This window comes from Streptomyces sp. DSM 110735 (assembly GCF_016482685.1).
Taxonomy (GTDB): domain Bacteria; phylum Actinomycetota; class Actinomycetes; order Streptomycetales; family Streptomycetaceae; genus Streptomyces.
Window position 1 is genome coordinate 30,480 of the sequence record NZ_JACYHF010000033.1, and the last position, 26,674, is coordinate 57,153.

The following is a 26,674-nucleotide window of genomic DNA, read 5'->3' on the forward strand; positions in this document are numbered from 1 at the left end:
TGCCCTCGGCGCGCAAGTTCCGCCCGTTCGGCCGGAGTTGCCGGTTCTGCGGGGCGCCCGGGACCCACGGGTCCGGGACATGGTTGCAACTGAACCGTCGCAGAGTTCAGTTGGCCGCGATTTACACAGTGACTACAGTGGTCCGTGACGGTACGGGGGTACGACTGCGTACGACCCCATCGTCAAAAGTTGTACAAACGGGGTACGGGGAAGGGGTCGTCCGGTGGCTGGCGGTAGCGGCTCGCATGTCAGGCGCGGCATCGACGCGTTGTCGAAGTTCAAGACGAAGGTGGACGACGCGCTGCGCACCTTCGAGGACGCCCCGGGCGGGCCGTCCAAGGTCGCGGAACACAGGCTCGACAGAAGCTCGTTCGGCGGCGCGAACGCGCCGTTCCACGAGGCGACCGACCTGCACGGCCAGTACGAGCGCGTCCACGAGCGGCTCACCTATCTGTCGAAGTCCCTGGGACTCCAGATCGAGGCGCTGACCCTCGCGACCCGCGCCTCCGACGGGGCGTACGACGGCGCCGAGGCCGAGGTGGAGCGACGGTTCTGGGAGATCAAGTCGCACCTCGACCAGGAGCACAAGAAGGCGACGGAGTCGCATCACAAGAAGGCGGAGTCGCACGACAAGAAGCCGGAGCCGCTGCGTGAGACCAGCGAGACGGCCGTGAAGGACTACCAGTGAGCGACAACTGGCGGCAGCAGCCGCAGTACAAGGCCGACGTCGAGCAGGCGGACGTCCAGGTCGGCGTGGTCGAGGTGCTGCACGCCGTCGACAACATCTTCAAGGGCACACCGATGGGGTCTCCACTGTCCCTCGGTCGTACCGACTTCGAGAACCACGACCTCAACGCCATGATCGACCTGGTCGAGCACGCCAAGCCGGAGCACTTGGAGCAGGCGAGCAAGACTCTGTGGGACGCCCGCACGGCCATCCACGACGCCGCCACCGACCTCCAGACCAACCTCGGGCAGGTCGACTGGGAGGGCGAGGGCGCGGACGCCTTCCACAAGTGGACCAAGGACCTCATCAACTGGACCAAGGACCTCGCGACCTACGCCGACGTCGCCGCGACCCAGATCGACGCGGCGGCCACCGGCCTGGCCTCCGTCCGCAAGTCCATGCCCCCGCGCGACACCCGCCCCTCCGCCGACCAGAAGCGCCCCGACGCCCTCCCCAAGGCCAAGCAGGTCGACACCAACCCGGACTACACGGCCGCGCTCAAGGTCGAGAAGAACCGGCAGGAGGCGATCAACCAGATGAACCGGTTGGCGTCCTTCTACTCGGTGTCGGCGACGACGCTGAAGGCTGCGCCGGAGCCGGCGCCGCTTCGGGGGATGCCGGATGTGGGGGTGCCGCAGCCGCCGGCCTTCCGAGACGGGGCTCATCGGCAGTACTCCGACACGTCGACGCCAACCGCCGCGGCGCACCCCCGTATTGCTGAAAGTCACGGTGGCGCGACGGCCCCTCAGCACGCAGAAGCGAGCGGGACCGGAGCGGTTCACCGAGACGTCCATGAGCCGAGCGTGCAGCCTGTCCACGATGTCGGTACGGAGATCAACACGGTGGGCACCCTGCCGCCGCCGGTGGCGCCCGCCGCCCCGTCCGTGCAACCGACCGGTCCCGGCATGCCCAATGCGGGCGGTATGCAGGTGCCTCCGCTGATGCCCGGGCCGGTGGCGCCGCCGATCACCCCGACGACGGGGCGCTCCGGGAATTACGGTCCGCTCAACCGGCTGCCGGCGTCCGGTGCGGGGCGCGGCGGCCCTGCGAGCACCGCCTCCGGTCGAGTGCCGCAGGGTGCTACGCCCCAGACCGGGCGCGCCACTGGCGTCGGCCGGACATCGGAAGGACCCCTGGGGCAGGCCGGTCGCGCGACTGGGCGTGCCGTGTCGCCCGGTCAGCAGCCCGTGCGAGGCGCCACTCAGCAGCCTGGCCGAGCCCCTGTGGGGCGCGGTGTCACCGGCGGTACGCCGCGGATGACGAACGCACCTGGCGGACGTTCCCCGGTGACGGGGCCCACCGGCGCGGCGCGCAACGGCGTGGTGGGCGGCAAGCCCGTCACGGGGCGGACGCCGGGCACGACGTCCGGTCCCCGTGTGCCACGCGGCATGGTCGTGGGCGCTGAAGAGTCGGGGTCGTCCGCTCCGTCGAAGGGGGCCATCGGTCAGCGCGGAGTTGTCGGGGCTTCCCCGGCCAAGGCCGAACCCGGCACCCGGCAGAGCGTGTCGCGCTCGGCGGGCAATTCCGAGGGTGTGATCGGCGCCTCCCGCAACAACAATCCCTCGGCAGGTAGCGGTTCCGAGGCTGGCCGCAAGGGGCTGGGCCGTGGCGCCGTGGGGAACACCGAGGCCGGTCGCAGTGGTGGTCCTGCCGAGAAGGAGAGGTCGCGCACCTCACGGCAGCGGCGGCGGGACGCCTCCAAGAAGAGCGACTGAATACGAGCGAGGACATACACAGGCATGAAGCCGGACTTCCGTCGACGCGGTACCGCAACCGCCCTCAGGGCGAAGCGCCTTGCCGCCATGTGCTCGGCCCTGGGCGCCTTGGTGATCGCGTCGGGCGGGCTGGCGCCCGCAGCCGCTGCGTCGGACATCCAGTCGAAGCAGTGGTACCTGAAGGCGATGGGTGCCGACGAGATATGGAAGTACAGCACGGGCAAGGGGGTGAAGGTCGCTGTCATCGATTCGGGCGTGAATCCGGCGACGCCCTCCCTCAAGGGGCAAGTGCTGGTCAAAGATGTACCGAAGAGTGTGGCCTATCACGCAACCCGGGACTATGACGGCCATGGCACCGGTATGGCTGAGATCATCGCGGGCACCGGCGCTGGCGGCGGCGTGAAGGGACTCGCACCGGGAGCGAAGATCGTTCCTTATCGCATCTACGGGGCGTCGCTGAAAGACCCGAAAGAGGCAGAGAAGAGTCCCAACTCCACTGCGGCGATCCGAGCCGCCGCCGACAGCGATGCCAAGATCATCAACATGTCGTTTGGTTCTCCCTATTACAACACCGACGAGGAAGCTGCCATCAAGTACGCAGCATCCAAGGGCAAGTTGATGTTCGCTTCCATCGGTAACAGCGGTGCCAAGTCCAACAAGAAGGAATATCCGGTCGTCGATCCCCACGTCGTCGGGGTGGCCGCCATAGACGAGTCCGGCACTGTCGCCAAGTTCTCCACTCACGGCAACTATGTAGATCTGGCGGCGCCGGGTATCGATGTGCCCGGCTGGTGCGACAACACCTTCACCGAGTACTGCGCCACCGACGGCACCAGCCCCGCGTCCGCCATCGCCTCCGCCTCCGCCGCCCTGATCTGGTCCGCCCACCCCGACTGGACCGCCAACCAGGTCCTCCGCTCCCTCATCGACACCGCCGCCCGAACCTGGCCGAAGGACAAGCCGGGCACGTACCTCGGCTACGGAGTGGTCCGCCCCCGCCGCGTCCTGATCAACAAGAACATCGACCCGGGCCCGGCGAACGTAGACCCTCTCGCGAAGGAGAACGGAACGGCGGACGGCGACGGTGAGGACGCCAAGTCCAGCCCGACCCGGTCGGCGAAGCCCTCCGCGGGAGAGAAGGCCGGTGGACAGACCTCCGCCGCCGCCAGGACCCAGGACTCCGGCGACGGCACCCGCACCTGGGTGACCATCGGCGCCGCAGCAGCCGTACTACTCATCGCAGGAGCCGGTTTCGCCGTGCTGCGCGCACGCCGCAACGCCTAGACCGGACCCCGCGTACGCGCGGCCGCTCACCGAGCGGTCGGCAGTCCGCCTGCCGGGGGCAGACGCCCCCACGCAAGGCCAGTTCACACAGAAGGGCATGAAATGGCGCAGCGCCAGAAGGTAAGTGACAAGGACCTCATCGTCCTCGAAAAGGAGCTCCTGCACCGTTTCGAGAGCGTCAAGGGCCAGCTCAAGGAACTCCAGGCCCTGATCGACAGCCTGGAGGGCAACTGGAAGGGCATCGGTGCCGGTGCCTTCAACAAGAAGCAGACCGAGATCAACGAGCGCATGGTGCACATCGGCGGCATCCTCGCGAAGTTCATCGAGGCGATGAGCCAGACCCGTCGCATCAAGGACGGCACCGAGGACGAGGTCCGCGCCCAGGTGCAGGGCATCGACGTGGACCTCGGCGGCTCGCACTCCGCGCTGTCGAACTACTGATCCCCGCCCGCCCACCCCTTCTCGCGAAAACGGAGCAATCATGAGCGTCAACAACAGCGGCGAGCTGGAAGTCACTTACCAGAGCCTCGACGAGACCGCCACGCAGTTGGCCAACCACGCCAAGCGCCTCGAGGAGAGCCTGGAGGCCATCAAGCAGAAGGTCGCCGGTGTGGCCAGCATGTGGGAGGGCGAGGCGCACACCGTCTACGCCGAGCGCCAGGCCGACTGGGACAAGCAGGCCAAGGGCATCCACGAGGCCCTGATGGCCATCAGCCGCGTCGTCCACTCCGCAGGCGGCGACTACCTCGGCGGCGACAAGAAGGCCGCCAGCTACTACATGTAACCCCCGGCACAGCCAAAGGGTGGGCACGCACGGGAGGTGCCCACCCTTTGCCGTACCCGCGTGTGGGACTCAGGACCCCGTACGGCCTTCGTCCAGCCCCGCCCCCGAGGCACACCCCGCCTCCCGCGCCACCGCCCGCGACATCGAGCCGAGGATCGCCATACGGTCGTCGTCGCGGTGCTCACCCCGCATCTGATTGGCCGCAGAGTACATTTCCGCCCTCACGTATTTCGCGTCCCCGACTTCCGATTGCCTGGGCTCGGCCTTGGTGGCGCACCGGAAGAACAGAAGGGCTCCGTAAGGGCCGGCCTTCGCGTAGACACCCAGGCCGTACAGGTTCTTCCCGGTGCCTTCGGGATACCGGTCAGCCGCCGAGAATCGAATCTCCAGCAGTGGATCCCCACTGGTGTTCTGAGATTTGTACACCCAGCACACGCCTTGTCGAGAGTACGTGTCGTGCAGATGGCCGACCGCGTATCGCACCGAGAACTTCTCCGGTTCACCGGCCTTGTTCGTCCCCGCGGCATCGTCGAACTGCGCCACGCCGGACAGACGACGCAGTGCGGCCTGCGCCTTCGGGTCGAGTGTCGCGTCACAGACCTTGGCAGCGGTCACGTGCGCGTCTTTGGCGTTGGCATTCCCCGGGTCTTCGCTGCACCCGCCAACGAGCAACGCCGTGACTGCGACGGCGAGGATCGGCCTGTATGTGCTCGACAATGAAATTTGCTGCACTTCCGTCCCCGATCAGTCCTTGTACGGGGGGCGACCCCGGTAGTCGTTTTCCTCCGAGCCGATTCCCGTGTAGCTGTTCTTGATTCCCTCGATCCACTGCTCGTTGTCGGCAGTGTCCCGGGCCTTCGGGTAGTGCGCGAAGTATGAGTGATAGGTATTTCCGAGGTCGTTGGCACCCTGCCTGTAGAACTCGCTGCTGGCCATCTGCGACGGCACCAGCGGATCATCCTCCGCGTCGTCCGTGGACTTGTCGATCTGATGGCCAAGGAGCGTGTTGGCCGCGTCGGTGACCGTGTCGGCGGCCAGCGGAGCGATGACGAGAGCGGCGGCGGTCGACCCGGGAAGCGGGACGGCGGCGACGCCGCCGGCGACGACCGCTCCCACCGCCAGCTTCTTCCAGTCGGCGGACCGGCCCAGCGCCTTGTTGGCCTCCTCGGAGTTCTCGCCGTACGTCGTCGCGACCTGCTGTGCGCGGGAGTGGTCCAGAATGCCGCGTGCCTCGGCGCCCACCGACATGATGTCCCGGGCGTGGTTCATGTGGGCTTCGGTGGTCGGAGGGTGGGCGTCCAGCATGCTCAGGGTGTAGAGGTGCTGGGCCACCGTCACCGCCTTGTGGGAGTGCTCGTCCTGTCCGAGAACGCTCAGGAAATCGATGGCGCCCTGGTTGCCGAACTGAGCCCGTCCGGCGTACCGGGCGGGGAAGTCACCGGCGTCCTTGGCGTGATCGCCGATGCCGGAGAGTTCGTAGTCGAGATCGTCGATGTAGGCGCCCGCCATCTTGCCCAGGCTGTCGGCGAGTTCGGGCTGGTCGTGCAGCATCTTCGGACCGTCCTTGCCTCCGTAGAGGTAGGCGACCTGCTCCATGACACCGGCCGTGGCCGCGGTGCGTCCGTCACCCGCTGTGACGTCCTTCGCGGTGGCGTCGGCGGAGTATCCGGTGGTGGCCGCTTCCAGCGCCCGTCCCAGCGAGTTACGGCCCGCGACGTAGTCGTGGTTGCCCTCGAGCGTCGAGTCGGACAGCCAGACCCGTTCCTTCGTCAGGTATTTCAGATGACCGTTGACCTCGGAGTCCTTGTCGACGGAGTCGCCGGTTCCGTCGGGCTGCGCGAAGAACTGCGTCGACGCGTCCGGGTTGTGGCCCAGAGCCTCCAGGAAGCCGGTCATGGGGTCGCGGCCGCGGTCGTTCTTGTAGCCCCAGTAGTTCAGGTCCCCCTGGTTCAGGTTGTTGATCCAGGGGCTCATGGGCTGCCCGTTGACCTGCTTGTCGTAGGCGAGGAGCTTGTCGCCGTAGTCGTTGAGGAACTGGTCGTCGTAGTCGCCGAAGCGCATCAGGTTGCTCATGACGGCGTAGCCGAGCGGATCGTTCGCGTCGTCGGTGCCGAGCTGGTGGGGGCCCAGCCCGATCATCTGCTTCTCCCAGCCCTGCATCCTGTCGCTGTCGGAGAGAGTGGCCCGGCCGATGACGGTTCCGAGGTTCTTCTGGAGTCGCTTCGCCTGTGCGGCGCGTTCCGGGTCGTACGTGCCCTGGTACGGATCGGCGATCCCTGCCCAGAACGTCAGTACCTTCTTGGGACCCACCTGGGTGGCGAACTCCTCCGCGAACAGGGGATCGTTCTTGTACTTGGCCAGAGCCGAGTTCAGTGAGGCGAGTTCGGTGTTGGTCACGTCGTGCGGGTTCTTCTTGAGGATCTTGGCCAGACGGTCGGCGTCCGCGACAGCCTTGGCCGCCGCGTCCCGGTCGCCGTAAGCGGCGCTGGAGAACCCGTACTTCGCCTGATTCACGATCAGCGTGAGGGCCTTGGCCGCAGTGCTGTCGCTCTCGGTGGCCTTGCTGAGGATGCGCTGGATCTCGTCACGGAGGGCGTCGACGTCCTTCTGGTCGACGGCGCCGGTGTTGCCACTGGGGTCGGCTGCCCAGTCGGGGCGCGTGTTGCCGCTGACGGTGAACGTGCCGTGACCGGTGTCGACGACGGTCAGGTTCTTCGCCGCTCCCCGCGCGATGGCCTCGTTCAACTGGGTTCGGTAATCGATCAGTTCGCCGCGGGTGTCTTTGAGGATCTTCGCCACGGTGTTCGCCTGCGTGTGGGCGTCGGCGAACTCCTTCGCCGTCTTGTCGATGAACTCACGGCTCACCTGGGCGTTCACGCCCGCCCAGTTCGCCTTGTCGGCCTTGGCCTTGAGGTTGTCGCGGGCGTCCGCCCGCAAGGTGTCGAGCTTCTTGGTCATCTCCTCCCAGTCGGTGATGGCTTCACCGAGCTGGGAGAAGTTGCCGTCACGCAGCGCGTTGAGGTCCATCCCCGTCAGCCGCCCTTCCGCTCGTCGAAGCCGTGGTCCAGCTCGGAGATGCTGCTGAGGGTGCCGGCAATGTAGGACTCGTCGGCCGCGTGCTGGTTCTTGGTGAAGCGCAGATGGTTGGAGATGTGGGCGCAGGCGTCGAGGAGCGTCTGCACCTGGTCGACCCAGTGCTGGGCGACATGATCGAGGGCGGATCCGATGGCGAAGCCCTCGTCCGTGAGTCCTCCGGCCGCTTTCAGCGAGGACATGCGCGCGTGGTCGCTGTAGTGCCCGAAGTCCTCGAACAGGCCGTGGGCCGCCTTGCCGATGGCGGTCAGGTCCGTGTCGTGCACGGTGAGATCACCGCGCGGAACCGGTCCGCCCCCGTCGGGGGGCACATGGTCGATCCGCGTGTGCGCCGACCGGCTCTTCGCGGCGTCCGCCTTCAGTTGCTCCCACTCGTCCCACGCCATCCGTCGTCACTCCCCGTTGTCTCCCGCCACGTCCTCCGGATGCGGCCCCCGTCAAGCCGTGATCGGCAGCCCTAGTACTCCACCTCCACCACCCCCGTCTGCACCAACGGCTTCCCCCGCTTGCGTGACACGAAGACGCCGCGTCCCGCGGGCATCGGGCGGGGGCGGACGCCGCCGAGGACGTCGCCCTCGCCGGGGTCGCCCGCGAGGATGAGGCCCTGGGCGCCGAGTTCCTTCATGCGCTGGAGGAAGGGCTCGTAGGAGGCGCGGCTGGCGCCCGCGGAGGAGCGGGCGATGATGAAGCGGACGCCGACGTCGCGGGCGAAGGGGAGCATCTCGGTGAGTCCCGCGAGGGGGTTGCCGCTGGAGGTGGAGACGAGGTCGTAGTCGTCGATGACGACGAAGACCTGCGGACCCCGCCACCAGCTCCGTTCGCGGAGCTGCTGCGCGGTGACGTCGGCGGTCGGGGTGCGGCGCTGCATGAGGTCGGCGAGAGCCGTCATGTGGTGGTCCATCTGGCTGGACATGGGGATGTACTCGGCCAGATGGGTCGCCGGGGTGACGTCCAGCAGGGAGCGCCGGTTGTCCACGACGAAGAACTTCGCCTCGTCGCCGCCGTACCGCAGGGTGAGCTGCTTGATCAGCAGCCGGAGCAGGTTGGACTTGCCGGACTCGCTCTCGCCGAAGATCAGGAAGAACGGGTCCTGTTCGAAGTCGAGGAAGACCGGCTCCAGGTTGTCCTCGTCGAGCGCGAAGGCGATCCCCTGCTTCGGGAAGCGGTCGCCCGAGGGCAGCTCCGAAGCTTCCAACTGGCGCGGCAGCAGGCGTACTTCGGGCGCGCCGGGACCCTGCCAGTGGCGGGAGACCTCGGTGGTCAGCGCGGCCGTGGCGTCCGCCAGGTCGGTGTCGGAGGTCAGCCCGTCGATGCGCGGCACGGCCGCCATGAAGTGCAGCTTCTGCGGGGAGAGACCGCGCCCCGGCACCCCGGCGGGCACGTTCGCCGCGACCTTGCGGTCGATCTCGGAGTCCATGACGTCACCGAGCCGCAGTTCGAGCCGGTTCATCAGGTGGTCCTTGAGGTTCGCCCGGACCTCCATGGAGCGCGACGCGGTGATGACGACGTGGATGCCGTAGCCCAGACCGCGCGCGGCGATGTCCAGGACGGCAGGCTCCAGACCCTCGTAGTCGGTACGGAAGTTGCCCCAGCCGTCGATGACGAGGAAGACGTCGCCCCAGGGCTGGTCGGTGACCGAGATGTCGCCGCGCGCCCGGCGGGCGCGGAACTCCGCGATCGAGGGGATGCCCGCCGAGCGGAAGTACTCCTCGCGGCGGGTGAGCACGCCGTACACCTCGGAGACCGTGCGCCGCACCCGCTCCGGGTCCAGGCGCGAGGCGATCCCGCCGACGTGCGGCAGCCCGGCCACGGCCGCGAGACCGCCGCCGCCGAAGTCGAGTCCGTAGAACTGCACTTCCCGCGGGGTGTGGGTGAGCGCGAAGGAGCAGATCAGACTGCGCAGCATGGTGGACTTGCCGGACTGCGGGCCACCGAGGATCTGCATGTGCCCCGCCGCGCCGGAGAAGTCCAGCAGGAGCCGGTCGCGCCGCTGCTCGTACGGCTTGTCGACCAGACCGGCGGGGACGATCAGACGCCCCGCGCCCTCGTAGTCGGGCTGGGTGAGACCGCGCCCCGGCACCGGGGCGAGACCCGGCAGCAGCGCGTCGAGCGCGGGCGGGCTCTCCAGCGGCGGCAGCCACACCTGGTGCGCGGCGGGACCCTGCGCCTCCAGGCGGCGCACGACGACGTCGAGCACGGTGTCCGCGAGCGCGTCGTCCACGTCCTTGACGGACTCGGTGCGCTGCGCGGGCACGGCGACGTAGTGCACGGGCACCTCGGCCGCCGTGAACAGCACCGGGCGCCGGTCCACCGGCAGCGGACCGCCCGCCAGCGCGGCAGCGCCCTGCGGCCCGGAGCGGTACACCCCGGAGACGTACGCCGCCTTGAAGCGCACCATCTCGTCCGTGCCGTACTTCAGGAAGCCGGAACCGGGCACGTTCGGCAGCTCGTAGGCGTCCGGGACACCGAGCGCCGCGCGGGACTCGGCGGCGGAGAAGGTCCGCAGACCGATCCGGTACGACAGATACGTCTCCAGACCGCGCAGCCGCCCCTCCTCCAGGCGCTGCGAGGCGAGCAGCAGATGCACGCCGAGCGAGCGGCCGATACGGCCGATCTGCACGAACATCTCGATGAAGTCCGGCTTGGCGGTGAGGAGTTCGCTGAACTCGTCGATCACCAGGACCAGCGAGGGGATCGGCTGCAGGGGCGCACCGGCGGCGCGCGCCTTCTCGTAGTCGTGGATGTTGGCGTAGTTGCCCGCGTCGCGCAGCATCTCCTGGCGGCGGTTCAGCTCGCCGCGGATGGAGTCGCCCATGCGGTCGACCAGGGTGAGGTCGTCGGCCAGGTTGGTGATGACGGCGGCGACGTGCGGCATCTGCGACATGCCCGCGAAGGTCGCGCCGCCCTTGAAGTCGGCCAGGACGAAGTTCAGGGTCTCCGAGGAGTGGGTGACGGCGAGGCCGAGCACCAGCGTGCGCAGCAGCTCCGACTTGCCGGAACCGGTCGCGCCGACACACAGACCGTGCGGTCCCATGCCCTCCTGCGCCGCCTCCTTGAGGTCCAGCATGACCGGGCGGCCGTCCTCGCCGAGACCGATCGGCACCCGCAGCCGCTCGGCAAGCGCGCGCGGCCGCCAGGTCCGCTTGGTGTCCACGGAGGCGGCGTCACCGAGCCCGAGCAGATCGGTGAACTCCAGGTTGGCGAGCAGCGGTTCGTCGTCGTCACCGCCGGAAGCCATCCGCAGCGGCGCGAGCTGGCGGGCCAGCGCCTCGGCGGACTCGGGGGAGAGGGCGTCCGGAGTGCCCTCGTAGACGATCCCGTGGCCGGACTCCAGACGCAGCGAGCCGGGACGTACGACGACCGACAGATCGCCCGCCATCCCGGTGGGCTCGCCCGGCGCCACCTCGACCAGCGTGACGCCCTGGAGTCCGTCGGCCGTGGCGAGCACGGAGTCGGGCAGCAGGGAGAGGTCGTCCAGGACGATCACGATGTGCGGCTCGTCCAGGATCGGCGCCGCGTCCGGGTGGAAGCGGGGACGCCCGGTGAGCCGGGTCGCCAGCAGGTCCTCCAGCTCGCGCACGTCCGAGCCGATCAGACGGCGGCTGCCCGCGCCGTCCACCGCGCCCGGCGCCTGCGCGTGCGGCAGCCACTTCGCCCAGTCCCAGCGCGGCAGCGCCTCGCGCCCTGCCGCCACCGCGACGACCAGGTCCTCGGGGGAGTGCAGCGAGGCCAGCGAGCCCACCAGGGCGCGGACGCAGGCGCGGACGGACTCCGTCTCGCCGCTGAGCACGACGTGCGAGAAGGCGCGCAGCGAGACGGCCATCGGCAGCTCGCCGAGCGTGCCGTGCGCCGCGACGAAGCGCTGCATGGCACCGGCGGTCAGCGGTTCCAGTTGCTCGACCGGACCGGTCTCGGGGGCGATCAGCGGGGTGGCCAGCGGCTGCGGACCGAGCCCGATGCGCACGTGCGCGAAGTCCTCGTCGCCCGCCCGGCGTTCCCACACCCGGCTGCCCTCGGCGACCAGCGCCCAGAGCTGCTCGGGGGAGGGGTGCAGGTAGTACTGCGCGTCCCGTTGCGCCTTCGCGGTGCGTACGGCGTCCTTGCGGGTCTGCGAGAGATAGCTGAGGTAGTCACGGCGCATGTCGGCCAACTGGCCCTGGGAGCCGCGGCGGAAGCGGACCACCATCGCGACCGACATGGCGATCGTCGAGGCGATCATGATCATTCCCATGATCTTCATGAACGGCTGGCCGTTGGTGAAGAAGAAGACCACCGAGCCGCCCATGCCGAGCGTGGGCAGCAACTGCATCAGGACGCTCTCCTGATGCCCGCGCGGCAGTTCCGGCGGCGGCTGGACAGCGATCTCCTCCGCCGGCACTTCGGACGGAAGCGCCCGAGGCGGGCGTTTGACGACAATCTGGCTCACTGCTCACCAATTCCCTTGCCCGACCCCGGCTTTCCGCCCGCCGCCCCGTATCCGGCGGACGCGGGCCGCCGCGCGATCCTACTGAGTTCACGGCGCGCGGGTGAGCGGTAGGGTGCCGGATGTTCGCGTGAGCACACGCCGACGCGACCGGAGAAACCGGGGCAACTCGCCTCATCCCCGCGCGGGAGGGGTCCGGAATCCGGCCGCACGGCGGGTCGGTCGCCGCACCCGCGGCGAACGCGGGAGCGAACGGCACAGGACCTTCACCACACGGACGCGCCACCGTCACGCGGCGGAACGCGTCGCCACCATCACCGAGGGGGAGCAGACAGGTGAGCATGACGGCCGCCACCACCGGCGGACCCGGTACCGCAGCACCGGCCGGAGCCGGTACGGGACTCGGCTTCTGCCGGGTCACCATCGTCGCCCCGGACAGCCGCATCGACGTGGCACTCCCCGACGACGTGCCCGTCGCCGACCTCTGTCCGGAGATCCTCCGGCTCGCCCGGCAGAGCCCCGAGACGGGAGCCCCGGTCGGCTACCACCTCGTCCGCACCGACGGCACCGTGCTGGACAGCTCCCGCTCCTTCGCCGTCCAGCGCATCCTCGACGGCGAACTCCTCACCCTGCGCCCCTTCGCCGAGTCCCTGCCCCCGGCCGTCTTCGACGACGTCGCCGAGGCGGTCGCCGCCGCCGTCACCAAGCAGCACCGGCTCTGGAGCGGCGACCTCACCCGGATCGCGGGTCTGATCGGCGGCGGCGTCCTGCCCGCCCTGCTCGCCTTCGTGGCCTGGACCGCCGACCCGCGCCACGACATGAACGGCCTGGCCGGCATCCTCGCCGTCGTCACCGGCGTCCTGCTCGTCGTCCTGTCCGCCGTCCGCGCCCGCGTCTACGACGACCGCGCCTCCTCCGTCGCCCTCGGTCTCGGCGCGCTGCCCGGCATCGGCGTCGCGGGCAGCGGACTGCTGCCGCTCGGCGGCGGCGAGGGCATCGGCAGACTCCAGTTCCTGCTGGCGTGCGCCGCCGTGCTCGTCGCCTCGCTCGTCCTCGCGCTCGTCTCCCCGCACCGGGACGGCCCGTTCGTCGCCTTCGTGTTCGCCTCGGGCGTGGCCCTCGTGGCCGTCTTCGTCGCCACCCTGGCCGACTGGGCGCCCACCGAGACGGCAGCCCTGTGCGCCACCGTCGCCGTCGGCGCCCTGGCGTTCCTGCCCGGTCTGTCCATGCGCATCGCCCGGCTCCCGATCGGCTTCGAGGCGCCCGACTCCGCGCCCCGCGCCACCGCCTACGGCACCGAGACCGCCGCCCCCGAGCCCGTCGACACCGAGCGCGTCGAGGCACAGGCACGGCGCGGTCACGAGATCCTCGTCGGACTGGTCGGCGGCTGCGCCGTCCTCGCCGTCGGCGCCGGAGCGGTCCTCGGCTTCTCCGACGACGTGTGGGCCCAACTGCTCGCCCTCGCCGCCGGTGTCGCCCTGCTGATGCGCGCCCAGCTCTTCCGCTACACCGCGCAGGTCGCCTCCGTCCTCGCGGCGGGCCTCGGCACCCTGGTCCTGCTCGGTCTCGGACTCGCGCTCAACCCGCCGGAGTCGGTGATGCGCGCGGCGCTCGCGGGCGACCGCGCCGACCTCGACCTCCGCACCGTCTGGCTGGTCGCGGTCATCGGGCTGGCCGCCGCGCTCTTCACCGGACTCGGTCTGGTCCTCTCGCGCGGCGCCCTGACCCCGTTCTGGGGACGGTTCCTGGAGATCTGCGAGGGCTTCGTCCTGCTGACGCTGATCCCGCTCACCCTCGCCGTGTTCGACGTGTACGCGACCGTGCGGGCGATGACCAGCAAATGAGCCGACGGGGGACCGGAGCGCCAACTCCGGTCCCCCGTCGGGTCGTACGCGACGCGCTCAGCCCTCCTGGGCCTGAGCCTCCTCGGCCCGGAACCGCTCCTGCGCCTCCAGACCGCCGTTGTGCTCCATCGGGCGCAGGTCGAACTCCCCGTCCCGCGCGCCCAGTACGAAGGCACGCCACTCGGCCTCGGTGTACCGCAGCACGGTGTCCGGGTCCAGGGAGGAACGCATCGCCACCGCGCCCTCGGGCATGTACGCGATCTCCACCCGCTCCTCGTGCTCCTCGGTACCCGGCGCGCTGTGCCACTCGAGCCCCGAGATGTCGACCGCGTACAACTCGTCCCGCTCCCGTTCCTTGCGCGCTTTGAGTTCCAGGTCCTCGGCGTCGGTCATCGCGGCCGTCGTCCTTCCATCCGTACCGGCGAGCTGTGAACTCACCCTACTGGCCGGGGTTCTGGGAGGTCATGGATTCACGGGGGGGACCACACGCGGGGGGTTGGACAGAACCCACCCGCGCAGCCGCCCCCCGAATCCACGGACACCCCCGCCCCACCACCCCGAAAGGCCACCCATGACCTCGCCCCCGCCCTCCGCCTACACCGCCTCCACCCTCGCCGTCGACCACCAGCGCCGACGCCGCCGCACCCGGCTGCTGCTCGGCGGCGTGGCCGCGGTCGTGGTCGCGTGTCTGGCTCTGTGGGCCTGGTCCGGGACGGGAGGCTCGCACGACGACGACCGCCCCCCCGCCGCCGCCCCGCAGGCACCCGACGCCGTGAGCCGTACGGTCGAGACGCCGCCCCGGTCGGTCGAGGGCAGGGCGGCGGTGCGGTACCGCGAGGAGATCCGCCAGGTCGGCGCCACCGCCGACGCCCCCGGGGCGTGGGCGACGGACAAGACCTTCGCCAAGGGATTCGTCAACACGATCAGGGGCTTCACCCTCACCAAGGAGAACGCGACCGACGCGAAGGGCGACCGCCCCGCCTGGACCCTGACCTTCCCCGGCCCGCTGTGCGCCACCACCCGGCACGTCAGCGCGGCGGGCTGGACGGCGGTCGCCTACGCGGGCGAGCACGTCGACCCCGGGCAGAGTCTCGGCGCCCCCTGCGACCGGCTCGCCGTCGTCGACCTCGACACCGGCAGGAAGCGCTGGGAGACCCGGCTCGGCACCGCCGACGCCCCGGCCGGGAACGTCAACGTGACGATGACCGACGGCGCGGTGGTCGTCGCGGGCGACCAGGGCTCCGCCGCGTACGACACCACCCACGGCAAGCGCCTGTGGACCCGCTCCGACCGCGGCACCTGCACCGACACCGGCTTCGCGGGCGGCTCCGCCCTGCTCGCGCTCGCCCGCTGCGGCGACTCCGCCGCCCCCCGCTTCCACGTCGAACGCGTCGACGCCCGTACCGGCCGCACCACCTGGACCTACCGCGTCGGCGAGGGCATCAAGACCGTCTACCTCGCCTCCGCCGACCCCGCCGTGATCGCCGTCGCCGCCGGGGACGTCGAGGTCAGCCATCTGATCGCGCTCGACGAGCACGGCCGGGCGCGCGGCACGATCCGGCTGGCCGACACCCACACGCCCACCGGTTGCGACCGCCCCTTCAGCGCCGTGGTCGAGAGCTGCCGCTCGGTCGTCGTCGGCGCCCGCGCGCTCTACGTCCCCGTGGACGACGACATCGTCGCCTTCGACCTCGCCACCGGGAAGAGCGGGCGCCGCTTCGCCTCGTCCACCGGCGCCATGACCCCGCTGAAAATGAGCGGAGACCGCCTCATCGCCTACCGTGAGGGCAGCGGCTTCACCCCCTCCGCCGTGGTCTCCCTCGACCCCGGCACCGGCAAGGAACGCCCGCTGCTGCTCTTCGGCGCGAACCCCGACGACCTCTCCGGGACGGACGACCCCACGCGGGACGACGTCCTCTACGAACACGGCCGCCTCTTCTTCGGCGCGACCAGCGTCTACGGACCGACCGACAAGGGCCACCGGGGCGAGCTGTCCAACGTGGCGGTCGGCGTCGAGAGCGTCGCCCGCTGACCCGGAGGGCGCACCCGCTGACCCGGAGGGCGCACCCGGACACCCCGGCCGGAGCCGCCGCGACCCCCTGGTACCCTGAGTGACGGCCGTTCGTGTCAGCGCCCCCGCAGCAGATGCCTCACCGCACCCGCTCCGGAGCCCGCGCCGGACGGACCACCGCCTTCCGAGTCACGGAAGCACCCCCGAGACGCAGACCGGGGGCACTCGAAGGCACACCGAACACCTGAGGAGTACGCGTGTCGCTCGACGCCACCACGAAGAAGCAGATCATCGCCGAGTTCGGCCAGAAGGAGGGCGACACCGGCTCCCCCGAGGTCCAGGTCGCGCTGCTGTCCCGTCGGATCTCCGACCTGACCGAGCACCTGAAGGCCCACAAGCACGACCACCACTCCCGCCGCGGTCTGCTGATCCTGGTCGGCCAGCGTCGCCGCCTGCTGCAGTACCTGGCCAAGAAGGACATCCAGCGCTTCCGTGCCCTGGTCGACCGCCTCGGCATCCGCCGCGGTGCGGCCGGCGGCGCCAAGTAAGACGCCACGAAGGGAGCGGTTCCCGACAAGGATCGGGAGCCGCTCCCTTTGCTGTACGTGCGGAAACGTGCGGAGTGTCACCGACCCTTTGTAGGGTGTTGGCACACAACGCATCACGTACGACACAGAACGAGGGAGACGCGCACCTCGCCGCCGCCGGTCCTCGGTAGTGGCCCCCGGGGGGAAGACGCCCCGGGTGCTTCGATCGAAGACCGGCCCGCACCAGAAGGAGCGCTTCTCCCACCACCGTCCCCCGCCACACGGGCGAGCGGGACGAAGACGAGGAGAAAACGCTAGTGGAGAACGAGACCCACTACGCCGAGGCCGTCATCGACAACGGCTCGTTCGGCACCCGCACCATCCGCTTCGAGACGGGCCGCCTGGCCAAGCAGGCCGCCGGTTCCGCCGTGGCGTACCTGGACGACGACACCATGGTGCTGTCGGCGACCAGCGCCTCCAAGACCCCCAAGGACCAGCTCGACTTCTTCCCCCTCACGGTGGACGTCGAGGAGCGGATGTACGCCGCCGGCAAGATCCCCGGCAGCTTCTTCCGCCGTGAGGGCCGCCCCTCCGAGGACGCGATCCTCACCTGCCGCCTGATCGACCGCCCGCTGCGCCCGTCCTTCAAGAAGGGCCTGCGCAACGAGATCCAGATCGTCGCCACGATCATGGCGCTCAACCCCGACCACCTGTACGACGTCGTGGCGATCAACGCCGCGTCCGCGTCGACGCAGCTCGCCGGTCTGCCCTTCTCCGGTCCGATCGGTGGCGTCCGCGTCGCGCTGATCCGCGGCCAGTGGGTCGCGTTCCCGACGCACACCGAGCTCGAGGACGCCGTCTTCGACATGGTGGTCGCCGGGCGCGTCCTGGAGGACGGCGACGTCGCGATCATGATGGTCGAGGCCGAGGCCACCGACCAGACGATCAAGCTGGTCGAGGGCGGCGCCGAGGCGCCGACCGAGGAGGTCGTGGCCGCCGGTCTCGAGGCCGCCAAGCCCTTCATCAAGGTCCTGTGCCGCGCCCAGTCCGACCTCGCCTCCAAGGCCGCCAAGCCCGAGGGCGAGTTCCCGGTCTTCCTGGACTACCAGGACGACGTGTACGAGGCGCTCAAGAAGGCCGTCCAGCCGGAGCTCGCCCAGGCGCTCACCATCGCGGGCAAGCAGGAGCGCGAGGCCGAGCTGGACCGCGTCAAGGGTCTGGCCGCCGAGAAGCTCCTGCCGGAGTTCGAGGGCCGCGAGAAGGAGATCTCCGCCGCTTACCGCTCGCTGACCAAGCAGTTGGTCCGCGAGCGCGTGATCAAGGAGAAGAAGCGCATCGACGGCCGCGGCGTCACGGACATCCGTACGCTCGCCGCCGAGGTCGAGGCCATCCCGCGCGTGCACGGTTCGGCGCTGTTCGAGCGTGGCGAGACCCAGATCCTGGGCATCACCACCCTGAACATGCTCCGCATGGAGCAGCAGCTCGACACCCTCTCCCCGGTGACGCGCAAGCGCTACATGCACAACTACAACTTCCCGCCGTACTCCGTCGGCGAGACCGGCCGCGTCGGCTCCCCCAAGCGCCGCGAGATCGGCCACGGCGCCCTCGCCGAGCGCGCCCTCGTGCCGGTGCTGCCGACGCGCGAGGAGTTCCCCTACGCGATCCGCCAGGTGTCCGAGGCCCTCGGCTCCAACGGTTCGACGTCCATGGGCTCGGTCTGCGCCTCCACCATGTCGATGCTGAACGCCGGTGTGCCGCTCAAGGCTCCCGTCGCCGGTATCGCCATGGGTCTGATCTCCGAGCAGGCGGACGGCGAGACGCACTACGTCACCCTCACCGACATCCTCGGTGCGGAGGACGCCTTCGGCGACATGGACTTCAAGGTCGCCGGTACGAAGGACTTCGTCACCGCCCTCCAGCTCGACACCAAGCTGGACGGCATCCCGGCCTCCGTCCTGGCCGCCGCCCTCAAGCAGGCGCGCGACGCCCGTCTGCACATCCTCGACGTGATGACCGAGGCCATCGACCGGCCGGACGCCATGTCCCCGAACGCGCCGCGGATCATCACCGTCAAGATCCCGGTCGACAAGATCGGTGAGGTCATCGGCCCCAAGGGCAAGATGATCAACCAGATCCAGGAGGACACCGGCGCCGAGATCACGATCGAGGACGACGGCACCATCTACATCGGTGCCGCCGACGGCCCGGCCGCCGAGGCCGCCCGCGCCACGATCAACAGCATCGCCAACCCGACGATGCCGGAGGTCGGCGAGCGCTACCTGGGTACGGTCGTGAAGACGACCACCTTCGGCGCCTTCGTCTCCCTGATGCCCGGCAAGGACGGTCTGCTGCACATCTCGCAGATCCGCAAGCTCGCCGGCGGCAAGCGCGTGGAGAACGTCGAGGACGTCCTCGGTGTGGGCCAGAAGGTCCAGGTCGAGATCGCCGAGATCGACTCGCGCGGCAAGCTCTCCCTCGTCCCCGTGATCGAGGGCGAGGACGGCTCGGACGACAAGAAGGACGACGCCGACCAGTGACGTCCCGTAGCTTCAAGGCGACGGCCCGCACCTCCTCGGAGGCGCGGGCCGTCGCCCGTACCCAAACTCTCATCAAGGGCAGAGACGGCATCGGCACCGTCCGCAGGACCACCCTCCCGGGCGGTCTGCGCATCGTCACCGAGACGCTGCCCTCCGTGCGCTCGGCGACCTTCGGCATCTGGGCGAACGTCGGCTCCCGCGACGAGACCCCCGCGCTGAACGGCGCGACGCACTACCTGGAGCACCTGCTCTTCAAGGGCACCGACCGCAGGTCCGCCCTCGACATCTCCTCCGCGCTCGACGCGGTCGGCGGCGAGATGAACGCGTTCACCGCCAAGGAGTACACGTGCTACTACGCGCGCGTGCTCGACACCGACCTGCCGCTCGCCATCGACGTGGTGTGCGACATGCTGACCGGCTCGCTGATCCGCGAGGAGGACGTCGACGTCGAACGCGGCGCCATCCTCGAAGAGATCGCGATGACCGAGGACGACCCGGGCGACTGCGTGCACGACCTGTTCGCGCACACCATGTTCGGCGACAACGCCCTCGGCCGCCCCGTCCTCGGCACCGTGGACACGGTCAACGCCCTCACGGCCGACCGCATCCGCCGCTTCTACAAGAAGCACTACGACCCGACCCACCTCGTGGTCGCCGCCGCGGGCAACATCGACCACGCCAAGGTCGTCCGCCAGGTCCGCACCGCCTTCGAGCGGGCGGGCGCCCTGACCAGGACGGACGCCCAGCCCGCCGCCCCGCGCGCGGGGCGCCGCGCCATCCGCGCCGCCGGACGCGTCGAGCTGCTCGGCCGCAAGACCGAGCAGGCGCACGTCGTCCTCGGCATGCCGGGTCTCGCCCGCACCGACGACCGCCGCTGGGCCATGGGCGTACTGAACACCGCCCTCGGCGGCGGCATGTCCTCCCGGCTGTTCCAGGAGGTCCGCGAAAAGCGCGGTCTGTGCTACAGCGTCTACTCGTACACCTCCGGCTTCGCCGACTGCGGTCTCTTCGGCGTCTACGCGGGCTGCCGGCCGAGCCAGGTGTCCGACGTGCTCAAGATCTGCCGCGACGAGCTGGACCACGTGGCCGAGCACGGTCTCACCGACGACGAGATCGCCCGCGCCATCGGCCAGCTCAAGGGCTCCACCGTCCTCGGTCTCGAGGACACCGGCGCGCTGATGAACCGCATCGGCAAGAGCGAGCTGTGCTGGGGCGAGCAGATGTCGGTCGACGAGATGCTGACCCGGATAGCCCTGGTGACCCCGGACGAGGTCCGGTCGGTCGCCCGCGAGATCCTGGGACAGCGCCCGTCGCTGTCGGTCATCGGTCCGCTCAAGGACAAGCAGGCCGCGCGGCTGCACGACGCGGTCGCCTGATCCCTCGGTCCCCAACTGGCTGTAAGGAAACGGAAGATGAGCAAGCTGCGCGTGGCGGTCCTCGGTGCGAACGGTCGCATCGGGTCCGAGGCGGTACGAGCCGTCGAGGCGGCCGAGGACATGGAGCTGGTCGCCGCCCTCGGCCGGGGCGACAAGCTGGAGACCCTGGTCGACACCGGCGCCCAGGTCGCCGTCGAGCTGACCACCCCCGCCTCGGTCATGGGCAACCTCGACTTCTGCGTGCGCCACGGCATCGACGCGGTCGTCGGCACCACCGGCTGGACCGAGGACCGCCTCGCCCAGCTCAAGGGCTGGCTGGAGCTGTCCCCGGAGACCGGTGTGCTCATCGCCCCGAACTTCTCCATCGGCGCCGTCCTCACCATGAAGTTCGCGCAGCTCGCCGCGCCGTACTTCGAGTCCGTCGAGGTCGTCGAGCTGCACCACCCCCACAAGGTGGACGCCCCCTCCGGCACCGCCACGCGCACCGCCCAGCTCATCGCCGAGGCGCGCCGAGCGGCGGGTACGGCTCCGGCGCCCGACGCCACGGTCACCGCCCTGGACGGTGCCCGCGGCGCCGACGTCGACGGCGTCCCCGTGCACGCGGTCCGGCTGCGCGGTCTCCTCGCGCACCAGGAGGTGCTGCTCGGCGCCGAGGGCGAGACCCTCACCGTCCGCCACGACTCCCTGCACCACAGCAGCTTCATGCCGGGCATCCTGCTCGGCGTGCGCCGCGTGGTGTCCACCCCGGGCCTGACCTTCGGCCTGGAGAACTTCCTCGACCTCGGCTGAGAGCCCCGTCATGCGCGCGAAGATCACCTACCTCGTCACGGCCGCCGTCCTGGTCTTCTACTTCGTCCTGGTCGGCAGCCGGGGCGTCATGCTCATCGAGTCCGGCACGCTCCTGACCGTCACCTTCGGCGTGGCGGTGCTGATCCTGCCGGTCATCGGCGTGTGGTTCCTGTGGAAGAACACCCAGTTCGTCCGCCGGGCCAACGCCCTCGCCGCCGAGCTGGAGGCCGAGGGCGGGCTGCCCGTCGACGAGCTGAAGCGCACCCCGGGCGGCCGGATCGACCGCGACTCGGCCGACGAGGTCTTCGCCCGCCGCCGGGCCGAGACCGAGGCAGCCCCGGACGACTGGCGGAGCTGGTTCCGGCTCGCCGTTGCCTACCACGACGCCCGTGACACCCCGCGCGCCCGCAAGGCGATGCAACGCGCCATCGCCCTGCACGACGGCAGACCCGTCCCGGTCTGAGCCCGGTCGGACAAGCAGAAGGGGCCGCCCCGCGACGACGCGGGACGGCCCCTTTCTCCGTTGTTCCGCTTTTTCCTTGTTCCGCGCGGTCAGTGCGGCCGGTACTCCGCCGCCCACGCCTCCACCGCGTCCGCCGCCCGGTCGAACCCGGCGGGACGGTTCAGGAAGTCCAGGTCGTGCGTGGTGAGCAGCGGAGCGGTGTCGTCGGGCGCCCGGTCCGCGCGCACCAGCGTCAGCGCCTGCCCCTGCACCGTGCGCGGCAGCCCCAGCCAGCGCACCGGCTGCTGCGCGGTCCGCACCGAGACCACCCGCTGCCAGGGCACCGTGCGCGTCATCAGGAACGTCACCTGGCGCAGCCCGCGCTCGCTCACCCACACCCCCATCCGCAGCACCCGCAGCGCGGCGAGGATGATCGCGAAAGCCAGCCCGAAGATCGACCCGGCGGAAGCCGCCGAACCGGTCAGCGCGATGAGCACCGCGGCGAACAGCACGAAGGACGACAGCAGCAGCCCCACCGCCACCCCGCCCACCCGCCAGGGCCCGGGGCGGTACGGCCGCCGCCAGCGGTCCCGGTCGTCGTACGGCAGCGAGCTCTCGGGCGCCGCCTCGGTGGTGCGGTCGGCCGTCAGGAAAGGGAGGGGCACGGCTGTTCCTCACTCGGTCGCGTGGGCTGTGCCCGGTGAGGCTATCCGCCGGTGATCGCACTCACCAGCCATGGACCGCCGTACGAGTCAGTGTCCCTGCGCCGCCTGGGACTGCGGACTCTGGGGAGCGGCGGGCGTGGAGAGCGCCGGCATCCCGAGCATCAGCGCGCCGACCAGCCCCGCGACGAGCGTGAGCCCCAGCAGCCAGCGCCCGGCTATCTCGCCGGTGGACGCCCGCATACGGGGCGGGGGAGCGACATTGCCGCGGAACCTGTCGGCTTCGGCGAGGAAGGCGAAGGGCACGGGCTCACGGCGTCGGAACATGGGGGGCGTGTCTCCTCTCGGGGCTTTCGGGGCGTATGGGGATGCGACTCATTCATACAGACGAGCGATTGGCCCAAAAGGTGCCCATGTCAGGAAAACCCGCTGGATGCGATCTTTGAGGTGAGGTGGTGGTTGTCCTGAGAGGTGCGCGTGCCCCGTATGGTGGGCGCAAACCCGGAAGTGATGGAAGGACCCGCGTGACCACCCCCCAGCCGCTCACCCTCCGCAGCGACGTCACCGTCGAACTGGTGAAATCCAGCGCGTCGGACGCCGACGTCCTCTTCGCCGCCCGCGTCTCCACGCTCGGCGAGCAGTCCCTGGACGAGCTGGGGAAGGACCCGGAGCGCTCCAAGGGGCTGATCAACTACCTGATGCGCGACCGGCACGGCAGCCCGTTCGAGCACAACTCGCTGACCTTCTTCATCAGCGCCCCGATCTTCGTCTTCCGCGAGTTCATGCGGCACCGCGTCGGCTGGTCCTACAACGAGGAATCGGGCCGCTACCGGGAGCTGGAGCCGGTCTTCTACGTCCCCGACACCTCCCGCAAGCTCGTGCAGGAGGGCCGTCCGGGCAAGTACGTCTTCGTCGAGGGCAGCCCCGCCCAGCACGAGACGGTGCGCGACACCCTGACGGAGTCCTACGAGCAGGCGTACGCCGCCTACCAGAAGCTGCTCGCCGAGGGCGTCGCCCGCGAGGTCGCCCGCGCGGCTCTCCCCGTCGGCCTCTACTCCTCGATGTACGCCACCTGCAACGCGCGCTCCCTGATGCACTTCCTCGGTCTGCGCACCCAGCACGAGCTGGCCAAGGTGCCCTCCTTCCCGCAGCGCGAGATCGAGATGGTCGGCGAACAGATGGAGGCCAAGTGGGCGGAACTCATGCCGCTCACCCACGCCGCCTTCAACGCCAACGGCCGGGTCGCCCCTTAGGTGCCCCGGAAAAACGAAGCCCCGTTCCCCTCGACGGAACGGATGTACGGAGCAACCTTGCGAAGTGTCCGTATTGCGGCATTTAGCGAAGTTCATCTAGCCTGATCAAACGGACCCGGCACTGCTTGAACCCCCGAGCAGGCAGTGCCGGGCTCCACTTTTGTCCTGACTTACCCGGCACCCCACGGGGCGACCATGGATCGAGTACCGAGTAGCGTGTCACCCATGGCTCCGACCTCGACTCCGCAGACCCCCTTCGGGCGGGTCCTCACCGCCATGGTCACGCCCTTCACGGCGGACGGCGCACTCGACCTCGACGGCGCGCAGCGGCTCGCCGCCCACCTGGTGGACGCAGGCAACGACGGCCTGATCGTCAACGGCACCACCGGCGAGTCCCCCACCACCAGCGACGCGGAGAAAGCGGACCTCGTCCGGGCCGTCACCGAAGCGGTCGGCGACCGCGCCCACGTCGTCGCCGGAGTCGGCACCAACGACACCCACCACAGCACCGAACTGGCCCGCCAGGCCGAAGCCGCGGGCGCCCACGGCCTCCTGGTCGTCACGCCGTACTACAACAAGCCCCCGCAGGAGGGCCTGTACCGGCACTTCACCACCGTCGCGGACGCCACCGGCCTGCCGGTCATGCTCTACGACATCCCCGGCCGCTCCGGCGTCCCGATCAGCACCGAGACGCTGGTCCGCCTCGCCGCGCACCCCCGGATCGTGGCCAACAAGGACGCCAAGGGCGACCTCGGCCGCGCGAGCTGGGCCATCGCCCGCACCGGACTCGCCTGGTACTCCGGCGACGACATGCTCAACCTGCCCCTGCTGTCCGTCGGCGCCGTCGGCTTCGTCTCCGTCGTCGGCCACCTGGTCGCCCCGGACCTGCGCGCCCTCGTCGACGCCTACACCTCGGGCGACGTCGTCAAGGCGACCGAGATCCACCAGAAGCTGCTCCCGGTCTACACCGGTGTCTTCCGTACCCAGGGCGTCATGACCACCAAGGCCGCCCTCGCCCTCCAGGGTCTGCCCGCGGGTCCGCTGCGCGCGCCGATGATCGAGTGCACGGCGGAAGAGACCGCCCAGCTCAAGCTCGATCTCGCCGCCGGCGGGGTACAGCTCTGACAACAGACTTCCGCACCACCCGAGCTTCACAACTGAATCGACAACTGCACGCACGAACGTCACCCGCGCCACGTGCCACCGGTACGTGGCGCGGGTGGTCAGGAGAGTCTTTTGAGTCATCCGCACCCTGAACTCGCCCCCCCGCCGCCGCTCGCCAAGGGCGGCCTGCGGGTCACTCCGCTCGGCGGTCTCGGTGAGATCGGCCGGAACATGACGGTCTTCGAGTACGACGGCCGTCTGCTGATCGTCGACTGCGGCGTCCTCTTCCCCGAGGAGGAGCAGCCCGGCGTCGACCTGATCCTGCCGGACTTCTCGTCCATCCGGGACCGCCTCGACGACATCGAGGGCATCGTCCTCACGCACGGCCACGAGGACCACATCGGCGCCGTGCCCTACCTGCTCCGCGAGAAGCCGGACATCCCGCTGATCGGCTCCAAGCTCACCCTCGCGCTGATCGAGGCCAAGCTCCAGGAGCACCGCATCCGCCCCTACACCCTTGAGGTGGAGGCGGGCGACCGTGAGCAGGTCGGTCCGTTCAACCTCGAGTTCGTCGCGGTGAACCACTCCATCCCCGACGCCCTCGCGGTCGCCATCCGCACCCCGGCCGGCATGGTCGTGCACACCGGTGACTTCAAGATGGACCAGCTCCCGCTGGACGGCCGTCTCACCGACCTGCACGCCTTCGCGCGGCTGAGCGAGGAGGGCATCGACCTCCTCCTCGCGGACTCCACGAACGCCGAGGTCCCCGGCTTCGTCCCGCCCGAGCGCGACATCTCCAACGTGCTGGACAACGTCTTCGCGGGCGCGCACAGCCGCATCATCGTGGCGAGCTTCGCCAGCCATGTGCACCGCATCCAGCAGATCCTGGACACCGCCCAGAAGTACGGCCGCAAGGTCGCCTTCGTCGGCCGCTCCATGGTCCGCAACATGGGCATCGCGCGGGACCTCGGCTATCTGAAGGTCCCGCCGGGCCTGATCGTCGACGTCAAGCAGCTCGACGACCTGCCGCCCGACAAGGTCGTCCTGGTCTGCACGGGCTCCCAGGGCGAGCCGATGGCGGCGCTGTCCCGCATGGCCAACCGCGACCACCAGATCCGGATCGTCGAGGGCGACACGGTCATCCTGGCCTCGTCCCTCATCCCGGGCAACGAGAACGCGGTCTACCGCGTGATCAACGGCCTGACCCGCTGGGGCGCCAACGTCGTCCACAAGGGCAACGCCAAGGTGCACGTCTCCGGCCACGCGTCCGCGGGCGAGCTGCTGTACTTCTACAACATCTGCAGGCCGAAGAACCTCATGCCGGTCCACGGCGAATGGCGCCACCTGCGCGCCAACGCCGAGCTGGGCGCCGCGACGGGCGTCCCGCACGACCGCATCGTGATCGCCGAGGACGGCGTCGCGGTCGACCTGATCGGCGGCAAGGCCAAGATCGCGGGCAAGGTGCAGGCCGGTTACGTCTACGTCGACGGTCTCTCCGTCGGCGAGGTCGGCGAGCCCGCCCTGAAGGACCGCAAGATCCTCGGCGACGAGGGCATCATCTCGGTCTACGTGGTCATGGACTCGACCACGGGCAAGATCACCGGTGGCCCGCACATCCAGGCCCGTGGTTCCGGCATCGACGACTCGGCCTTCTCCGAGATCCTCCCGAAGATCACCGAGACGCTGGAGCGGTCCGCCCAGGACGGCGTCGTGGAGCCCCACCAGCTCCAGCAGCTCATCCGTCGCGTGCTCGGCAAGTGGGTGTCGGACACCTACCGCCGTCGCCCGATGATCCTCCCGGTCGTCGTCGAGGTCTGACCTCCGACGCTCCGACCTGCACAGAGGCCCCCGAACTCCGGTCCGGGGGCCTCTGGCACACCCCCGCTGGAAAAAATCTTGACAGCCTGGGTTGACACTGCCTGGCCGCATCCGTAGAGTTCTTGGTCTGCCCCGGAGCCGTAACGGTTCTGTGGTGGCACCTCCGCCGCGCAAGCGGCACTCCAACCACCAGCACGATCTCCCGTTCGGGATTGCTTTCGGCGTGTCCGAATTCAATTCGAATGGGGCTCGGCAGCCCGATTAGGAACTGCCGGGGTTGATCCG

At 69.8% G+C, this 26,674-nt stretch carries 22 protein-coding genes; 15 read left to right on the plus strand and 7 right to left on the minus strand.

What is annotated here, in order from left to right; translation table 11 throughout:
• Positions 1-223: 223 nt before the first annotated feature.
• From IF655_RS29965 to IF655_RS29985, 5 genes are all read left to right on the plus strand, one after another.
• The gene (locus tag IF655_RS29965; protein ID WP_199588307.1) at positions 224-688 is read left to right on the plus strand and encodes a hypothetical protein; all 465 of its coding nucleotides are present in this window, start codon (positions 224-226) and stop codon (positions 686-688) included.
• Positions 685-2,442 carry a WXG100 family type VII secretion target gene (locus tag IF655_RS29970; RefSeq protein WP_199588308.1) on the plus strand — a complete coding sequence of 586 codons (1,758 nt, stop codon included), beginning with the start codon at positions 685-687 and terminating at the stop codon, positions 2,440-2,442. The genes IF655_RS29965 and IF655_RS29970 overlap by 4 nt, the downstream gene beginning before the upstream one ends.
• An 87-nt stretch (positions 2,443-2,529) precedes the next feature.
• Positions 2,530-3,726, plus strand: coding sequence for a S8 family serine peptidase (locus IF655_RS29975; RefSeq protein WP_199588326.1), 1,197 nt, complete (start codon positions 2,530-2,532; stop codon positions 3,724-3,726).
• Between the two features lie 102 nt (positions 3,727-3,828).
• Entirely contained in the window at positions 3,829-4,167 is a 339-nt protein-coding gene (locus tag IF655_RS29980) for a WXG100 family type VII secretion target (RefSeq protein ID WP_018544870.1), read from the plus strand.
• Positions 4,168-4,207: 40 nt separating this feature from the next.
• Positions 4,208-4,510 carry a WXG100 family type VII secretion target gene (locus tag IF655_RS29985; protein WP_199588309.1) on the plus strand — a complete coding sequence of 101 codons (303 nt, stop codon included), beginning with the start codon at positions 4,208-4,210 and terminating at the stop codon, positions 4,508-4,510.
• A gap of 69 nt (positions 4,511-4,579) precedes the next feature.
• Here the strand turns inward: IF655_RS29985 and IF655_RS29990 are convergent, their stop codons facing one another.
• The 4 genes from IF655_RS29990 to eccCa all read right to left on the minus strand — a co-directional run bounded on the left by IF655_RS29990 (position 4,580) and on the right by eccCa (position 12,029).
• The gene (locus tag IF655_RS29990) at positions 4,580-5,125 is read right to left on the minus strand and encodes a hypothetical protein (protein WP_199588310.1); all 546 of its coding nucleotides are present in this window, start codon (positions 5,123-5,125) and stop codon (positions 4,580-4,582) included.
• Between the two features lie 129 nt (positions 5,126-5,254).
• Positions 5,255-7,537: a DUF6571 family protein gene (locus tag IF655_RS29995; protein ID WP_199588311.1), complete on the minus strand. Its 2,283-nt coding sequence runs from the start codon at positions 7,535-7,537 to the stop codon at positions 5,255-5,257.
• Between the two features lie 5 nt (positions 7,538-7,542).
• Positions 7,543-7,989, minus strand: a complete 447-nt coding sequence (locus IF655_RS30000) for a hypothetical protein (RefSeq protein ID WP_199588312.1) — start codon at positions 7,987-7,989, stop codon at positions 7,543-7,545.
• Positions 7,990-8,060: 71 nt separating this feature from the next.
• Positions 8,061-12,029: a type VII secretion protein EccCa gene (gene eccCa, locus IF655_RS30005; RefSeq protein WP_199588313.1), complete on the minus strand. Its 3,969-nt coding sequence runs from the start codon at positions 12,027-12,029 to the stop codon at positions 8,061-8,063.
• Between the two features lie 338 nt (positions 12,030-12,367).
• On the opposite strand from eccCa, the gene eccD reads away from it, so the two are divergent.
• Positions 12,368-13,870, plus strand: a complete 1,503-nt coding sequence (eccD, locus tag IF655_RS30010) for a type VII secretion integral membrane protein EccD (protein ID WP_206776641.1) — start codon at positions 12,368-12,370, stop codon at positions 13,868-13,870.
• A gap of 57 nt (positions 13,871-13,927) precedes the next feature.
• Here eccD and IF655_RS30015 read toward each other — a convergent pair whose 3' ends face one another.
• On the minus strand, positions 13,928-14,263 hold the full coding sequence (locus tag IF655_RS30015; RefSeq protein WP_199588315.1) for a DUF397 domain-containing protein: 336 nt from the start codon (positions 14,261-14,263) through the stop codon (positions 13,928-13,930).
• Positions 14,264-14,441: 178 nt separating this feature from the next.
• Here IF655_RS30015 and IF655_RS30020 point away from each other — a divergent pair, with 178 nt between their 5' ends.
• From IF655_RS30020 to IF655_RS30045, 6 genes are all read left to right on the plus strand, one after another.
• Positions 14,442-15,902 (plus strand): PQQ-binding-like beta-propeller repeat protein, encoded by a 1,461-nt coding sequence (locus tag IF655_RS30020; RefSeq protein ID WP_199588316.1) that lies wholly within the window; start codon positions 14,442-14,444, stop codon positions 15,900-15,902.
• Positions 15,903-16,138: 236 nt separating this feature from the next.
• The gene (gene rpsO / locus IF655_RS30025) at positions 16,139-16,429 is read left to right on the plus strand and encodes a 30S ribosomal protein S15 (RefSeq protein WP_199588317.1); all 291 of its coding nucleotides are present in this window, start codon (positions 16,139-16,141) and stop codon (positions 16,427-16,429) included.
• Between the two features lie 296 nt (positions 16,430-16,725).
• The gene (locus IF655_RS30030; protein WP_199588318.1) at positions 16,726-18,945 is read left to right on the plus strand and encodes a polyribonucleotide nucleotidyltransferase; all 2,220 of its coding nucleotides are present in this window, start codon (positions 16,726-16,728) and stop codon (positions 18,943-18,945) included.
• A complete protein-coding gene (locus IF655_RS30035; protein ID WP_199588319.1) occupies positions 18,942-20,321 on the plus strand; it encodes a pitrilysin family protein in 1,380 nt (459 codons plus the stop codon). Before IF655_RS30030 ends, IF655_RS30035 begins: the two co-directional genes overlap by 4 nt.
• A gap of 36 nt (positions 20,322-20,357) precedes the next feature.
• The gene (dapB, locus tag IF655_RS30040; RefSeq protein WP_199588320.1) at positions 20,358-21,110 is read left to right on the plus strand and encodes a 4-hydroxy-tetrahydrodipicolinate reductase; all 753 of its coding nucleotides are present in this window, start codon (positions 20,358-20,360) and stop codon (positions 21,108-21,110) included.
• Positions 21,111-21,120: 10 nt separating this feature from the next.
• On the plus strand, positions 21,121-21,573 hold the full coding sequence (locus tag IF655_RS30045) for a tetratricopeptide repeat protein (RefSeq protein WP_199588321.1): 453 nt from the start codon (positions 21,121-21,123) through the stop codon (positions 21,571-21,573).
• Between the two features lie 89 nt (positions 21,574-21,662).
• Here the strand turns inward: IF655_RS30045 and IF655_RS30050 are convergent, their stop codons facing one another.
• Entirely contained in the window at positions 21,663-22,217 is a 555-nt protein-coding gene (locus tag IF655_RS30050; protein ID WP_199588322.1) for a hypothetical protein, read from the minus strand.
• Between the two features lie 87 nt (positions 22,218-22,304).
• A complete protein-coding gene (locus tag IF655_RS30055; protein WP_199588323.1) occupies positions 22,305-22,541 on the minus strand; it encodes a hypothetical protein in 237 nt (78 codons plus the stop codon).
• Positions 22,542-22,738: 197 nt separating this feature from the next.
• On the opposite strand from IF655_RS30055, the gene thyX reads away from it, so the two are divergent.
• The 3 genes from thyX (at position 22,739) to IF655_RS30070 (ending at position 26,389) form a co-directional block, all read left to right on the plus strand.
• Positions 22,739-23,467 carry an FAD-dependent thymidylate synthase gene (gene thyX / locus IF655_RS30060; protein WP_161179917.1) on the plus strand — a complete coding sequence of 243 codons (729 nt, stop codon included), beginning with the start codon at positions 22,739-22,741 and terminating at the stop codon, positions 23,465-23,467.
• 225 nt (positions 23,468-23,692) lie between these two features.
• Positions 23,693-24,592: a 4-hydroxy-tetrahydrodipicolinate synthase gene (gene dapA, locus IF655_RS30065; RefSeq protein WP_199588324.1), complete on the plus strand. Its 900-nt coding sequence runs from the start codon at positions 23,693-23,695 to the stop codon at positions 24,590-24,592.
• 111 nt (positions 24,593-24,703) lie between these two features.
• Positions 24,704-26,389, plus strand: coding sequence for a ribonuclease J (locus tag IF655_RS30070; protein WP_199588325.1), 1,686 nt, complete (start codon positions 24,704-24,706; stop codon positions 26,387-26,389).
• The last annotated feature ends 285 nt before the right edge of the window (positions 26,390-26,674 follow it).

Bases quoted from the DNA above. Each gene is read 5' to 3' on its own strand.
- eccD (WP_206776641.1), top strand. From the start codon at position 12,368: ATGACGGCCGCCACCACCGGCGGACCCGGTACCGCAGCACCGGCCGGA.
- IF655_RS29995 (WP_199588311.1), bottom strand. From the start codon at position 7,537: ATGGACCTCAACGCGCTGCGTGACGGCAACTTCTCCCAGCTCGGTGAA.
- IF655_RS30020 (WP_199588316.1), top strand. From the start codon at position 14,442: ATGACCTCGCCCCCGCCCTCCGCCTACACCGCCTCCACCCTCGCCGTC.
- dapB (WP_199588320.1), top strand. From the start codon at position 20,358: ATGAGCAAGCTGCGCGTGGCGGTCCTCGGTGCGAACGGTCGCATCGGG.
- IF655_RS29975 (WP_199588326.1), top strand. From the start codon at position 2,530: ATGTGCTCGGCCCTGGGCGCCTTGGTGATCGCGTCGGGCGGGCTGGCG.
- IF655_RS29985 (WP_199588309.1), top strand. From the start codon at position 4,208: ATGAGCGTCAACAACAGCGGCGAGCTGGAAGTCACTTACCAGAGCCTC.
- IF655_RS30000 (WP_199588312.1), bottom strand. From the start codon at position 7,989: ATGGCGTGGGACGAGTGGGAGCAACTGAAGGCGGACGCCGCGAAGAGC.
- IF655_RS30015 (WP_199588315.1), bottom strand. From the start codon at position 14,263: ATGACCGACGCCGAGGACCTGGAACTCAAAGCGCGCAAGGAACGGGAG.
- dapA (WP_199588324.1), top strand. From the start codon at position 23,693: ATGGCTCCGACCTCGACTCCGCAGACCCCCTTCGGGCGGGTCCTCACC.
- IF655_RS30045 (WP_199588321.1), top strand. From the start codon at position 21,121: ATGCGCGCGAAGATCACCTACCTCGTCACGGCCGCCGTCCTGGTCTTC.
- IF655_RS30055 (WP_199588323.1), bottom strand. From the start codon at position 22,541: ATGTTCCGACGCCGTGAGCCCGTGCCCTTCGCCTTCCTCGCCGAAGCC.
- IF655_RS29980 (WP_018544870.1), top strand. From the start codon at position 3,829: ATGGCGCAGCGCCAGAAGGTAAGTGACAAGGACCTCATCGTCCTCGAA.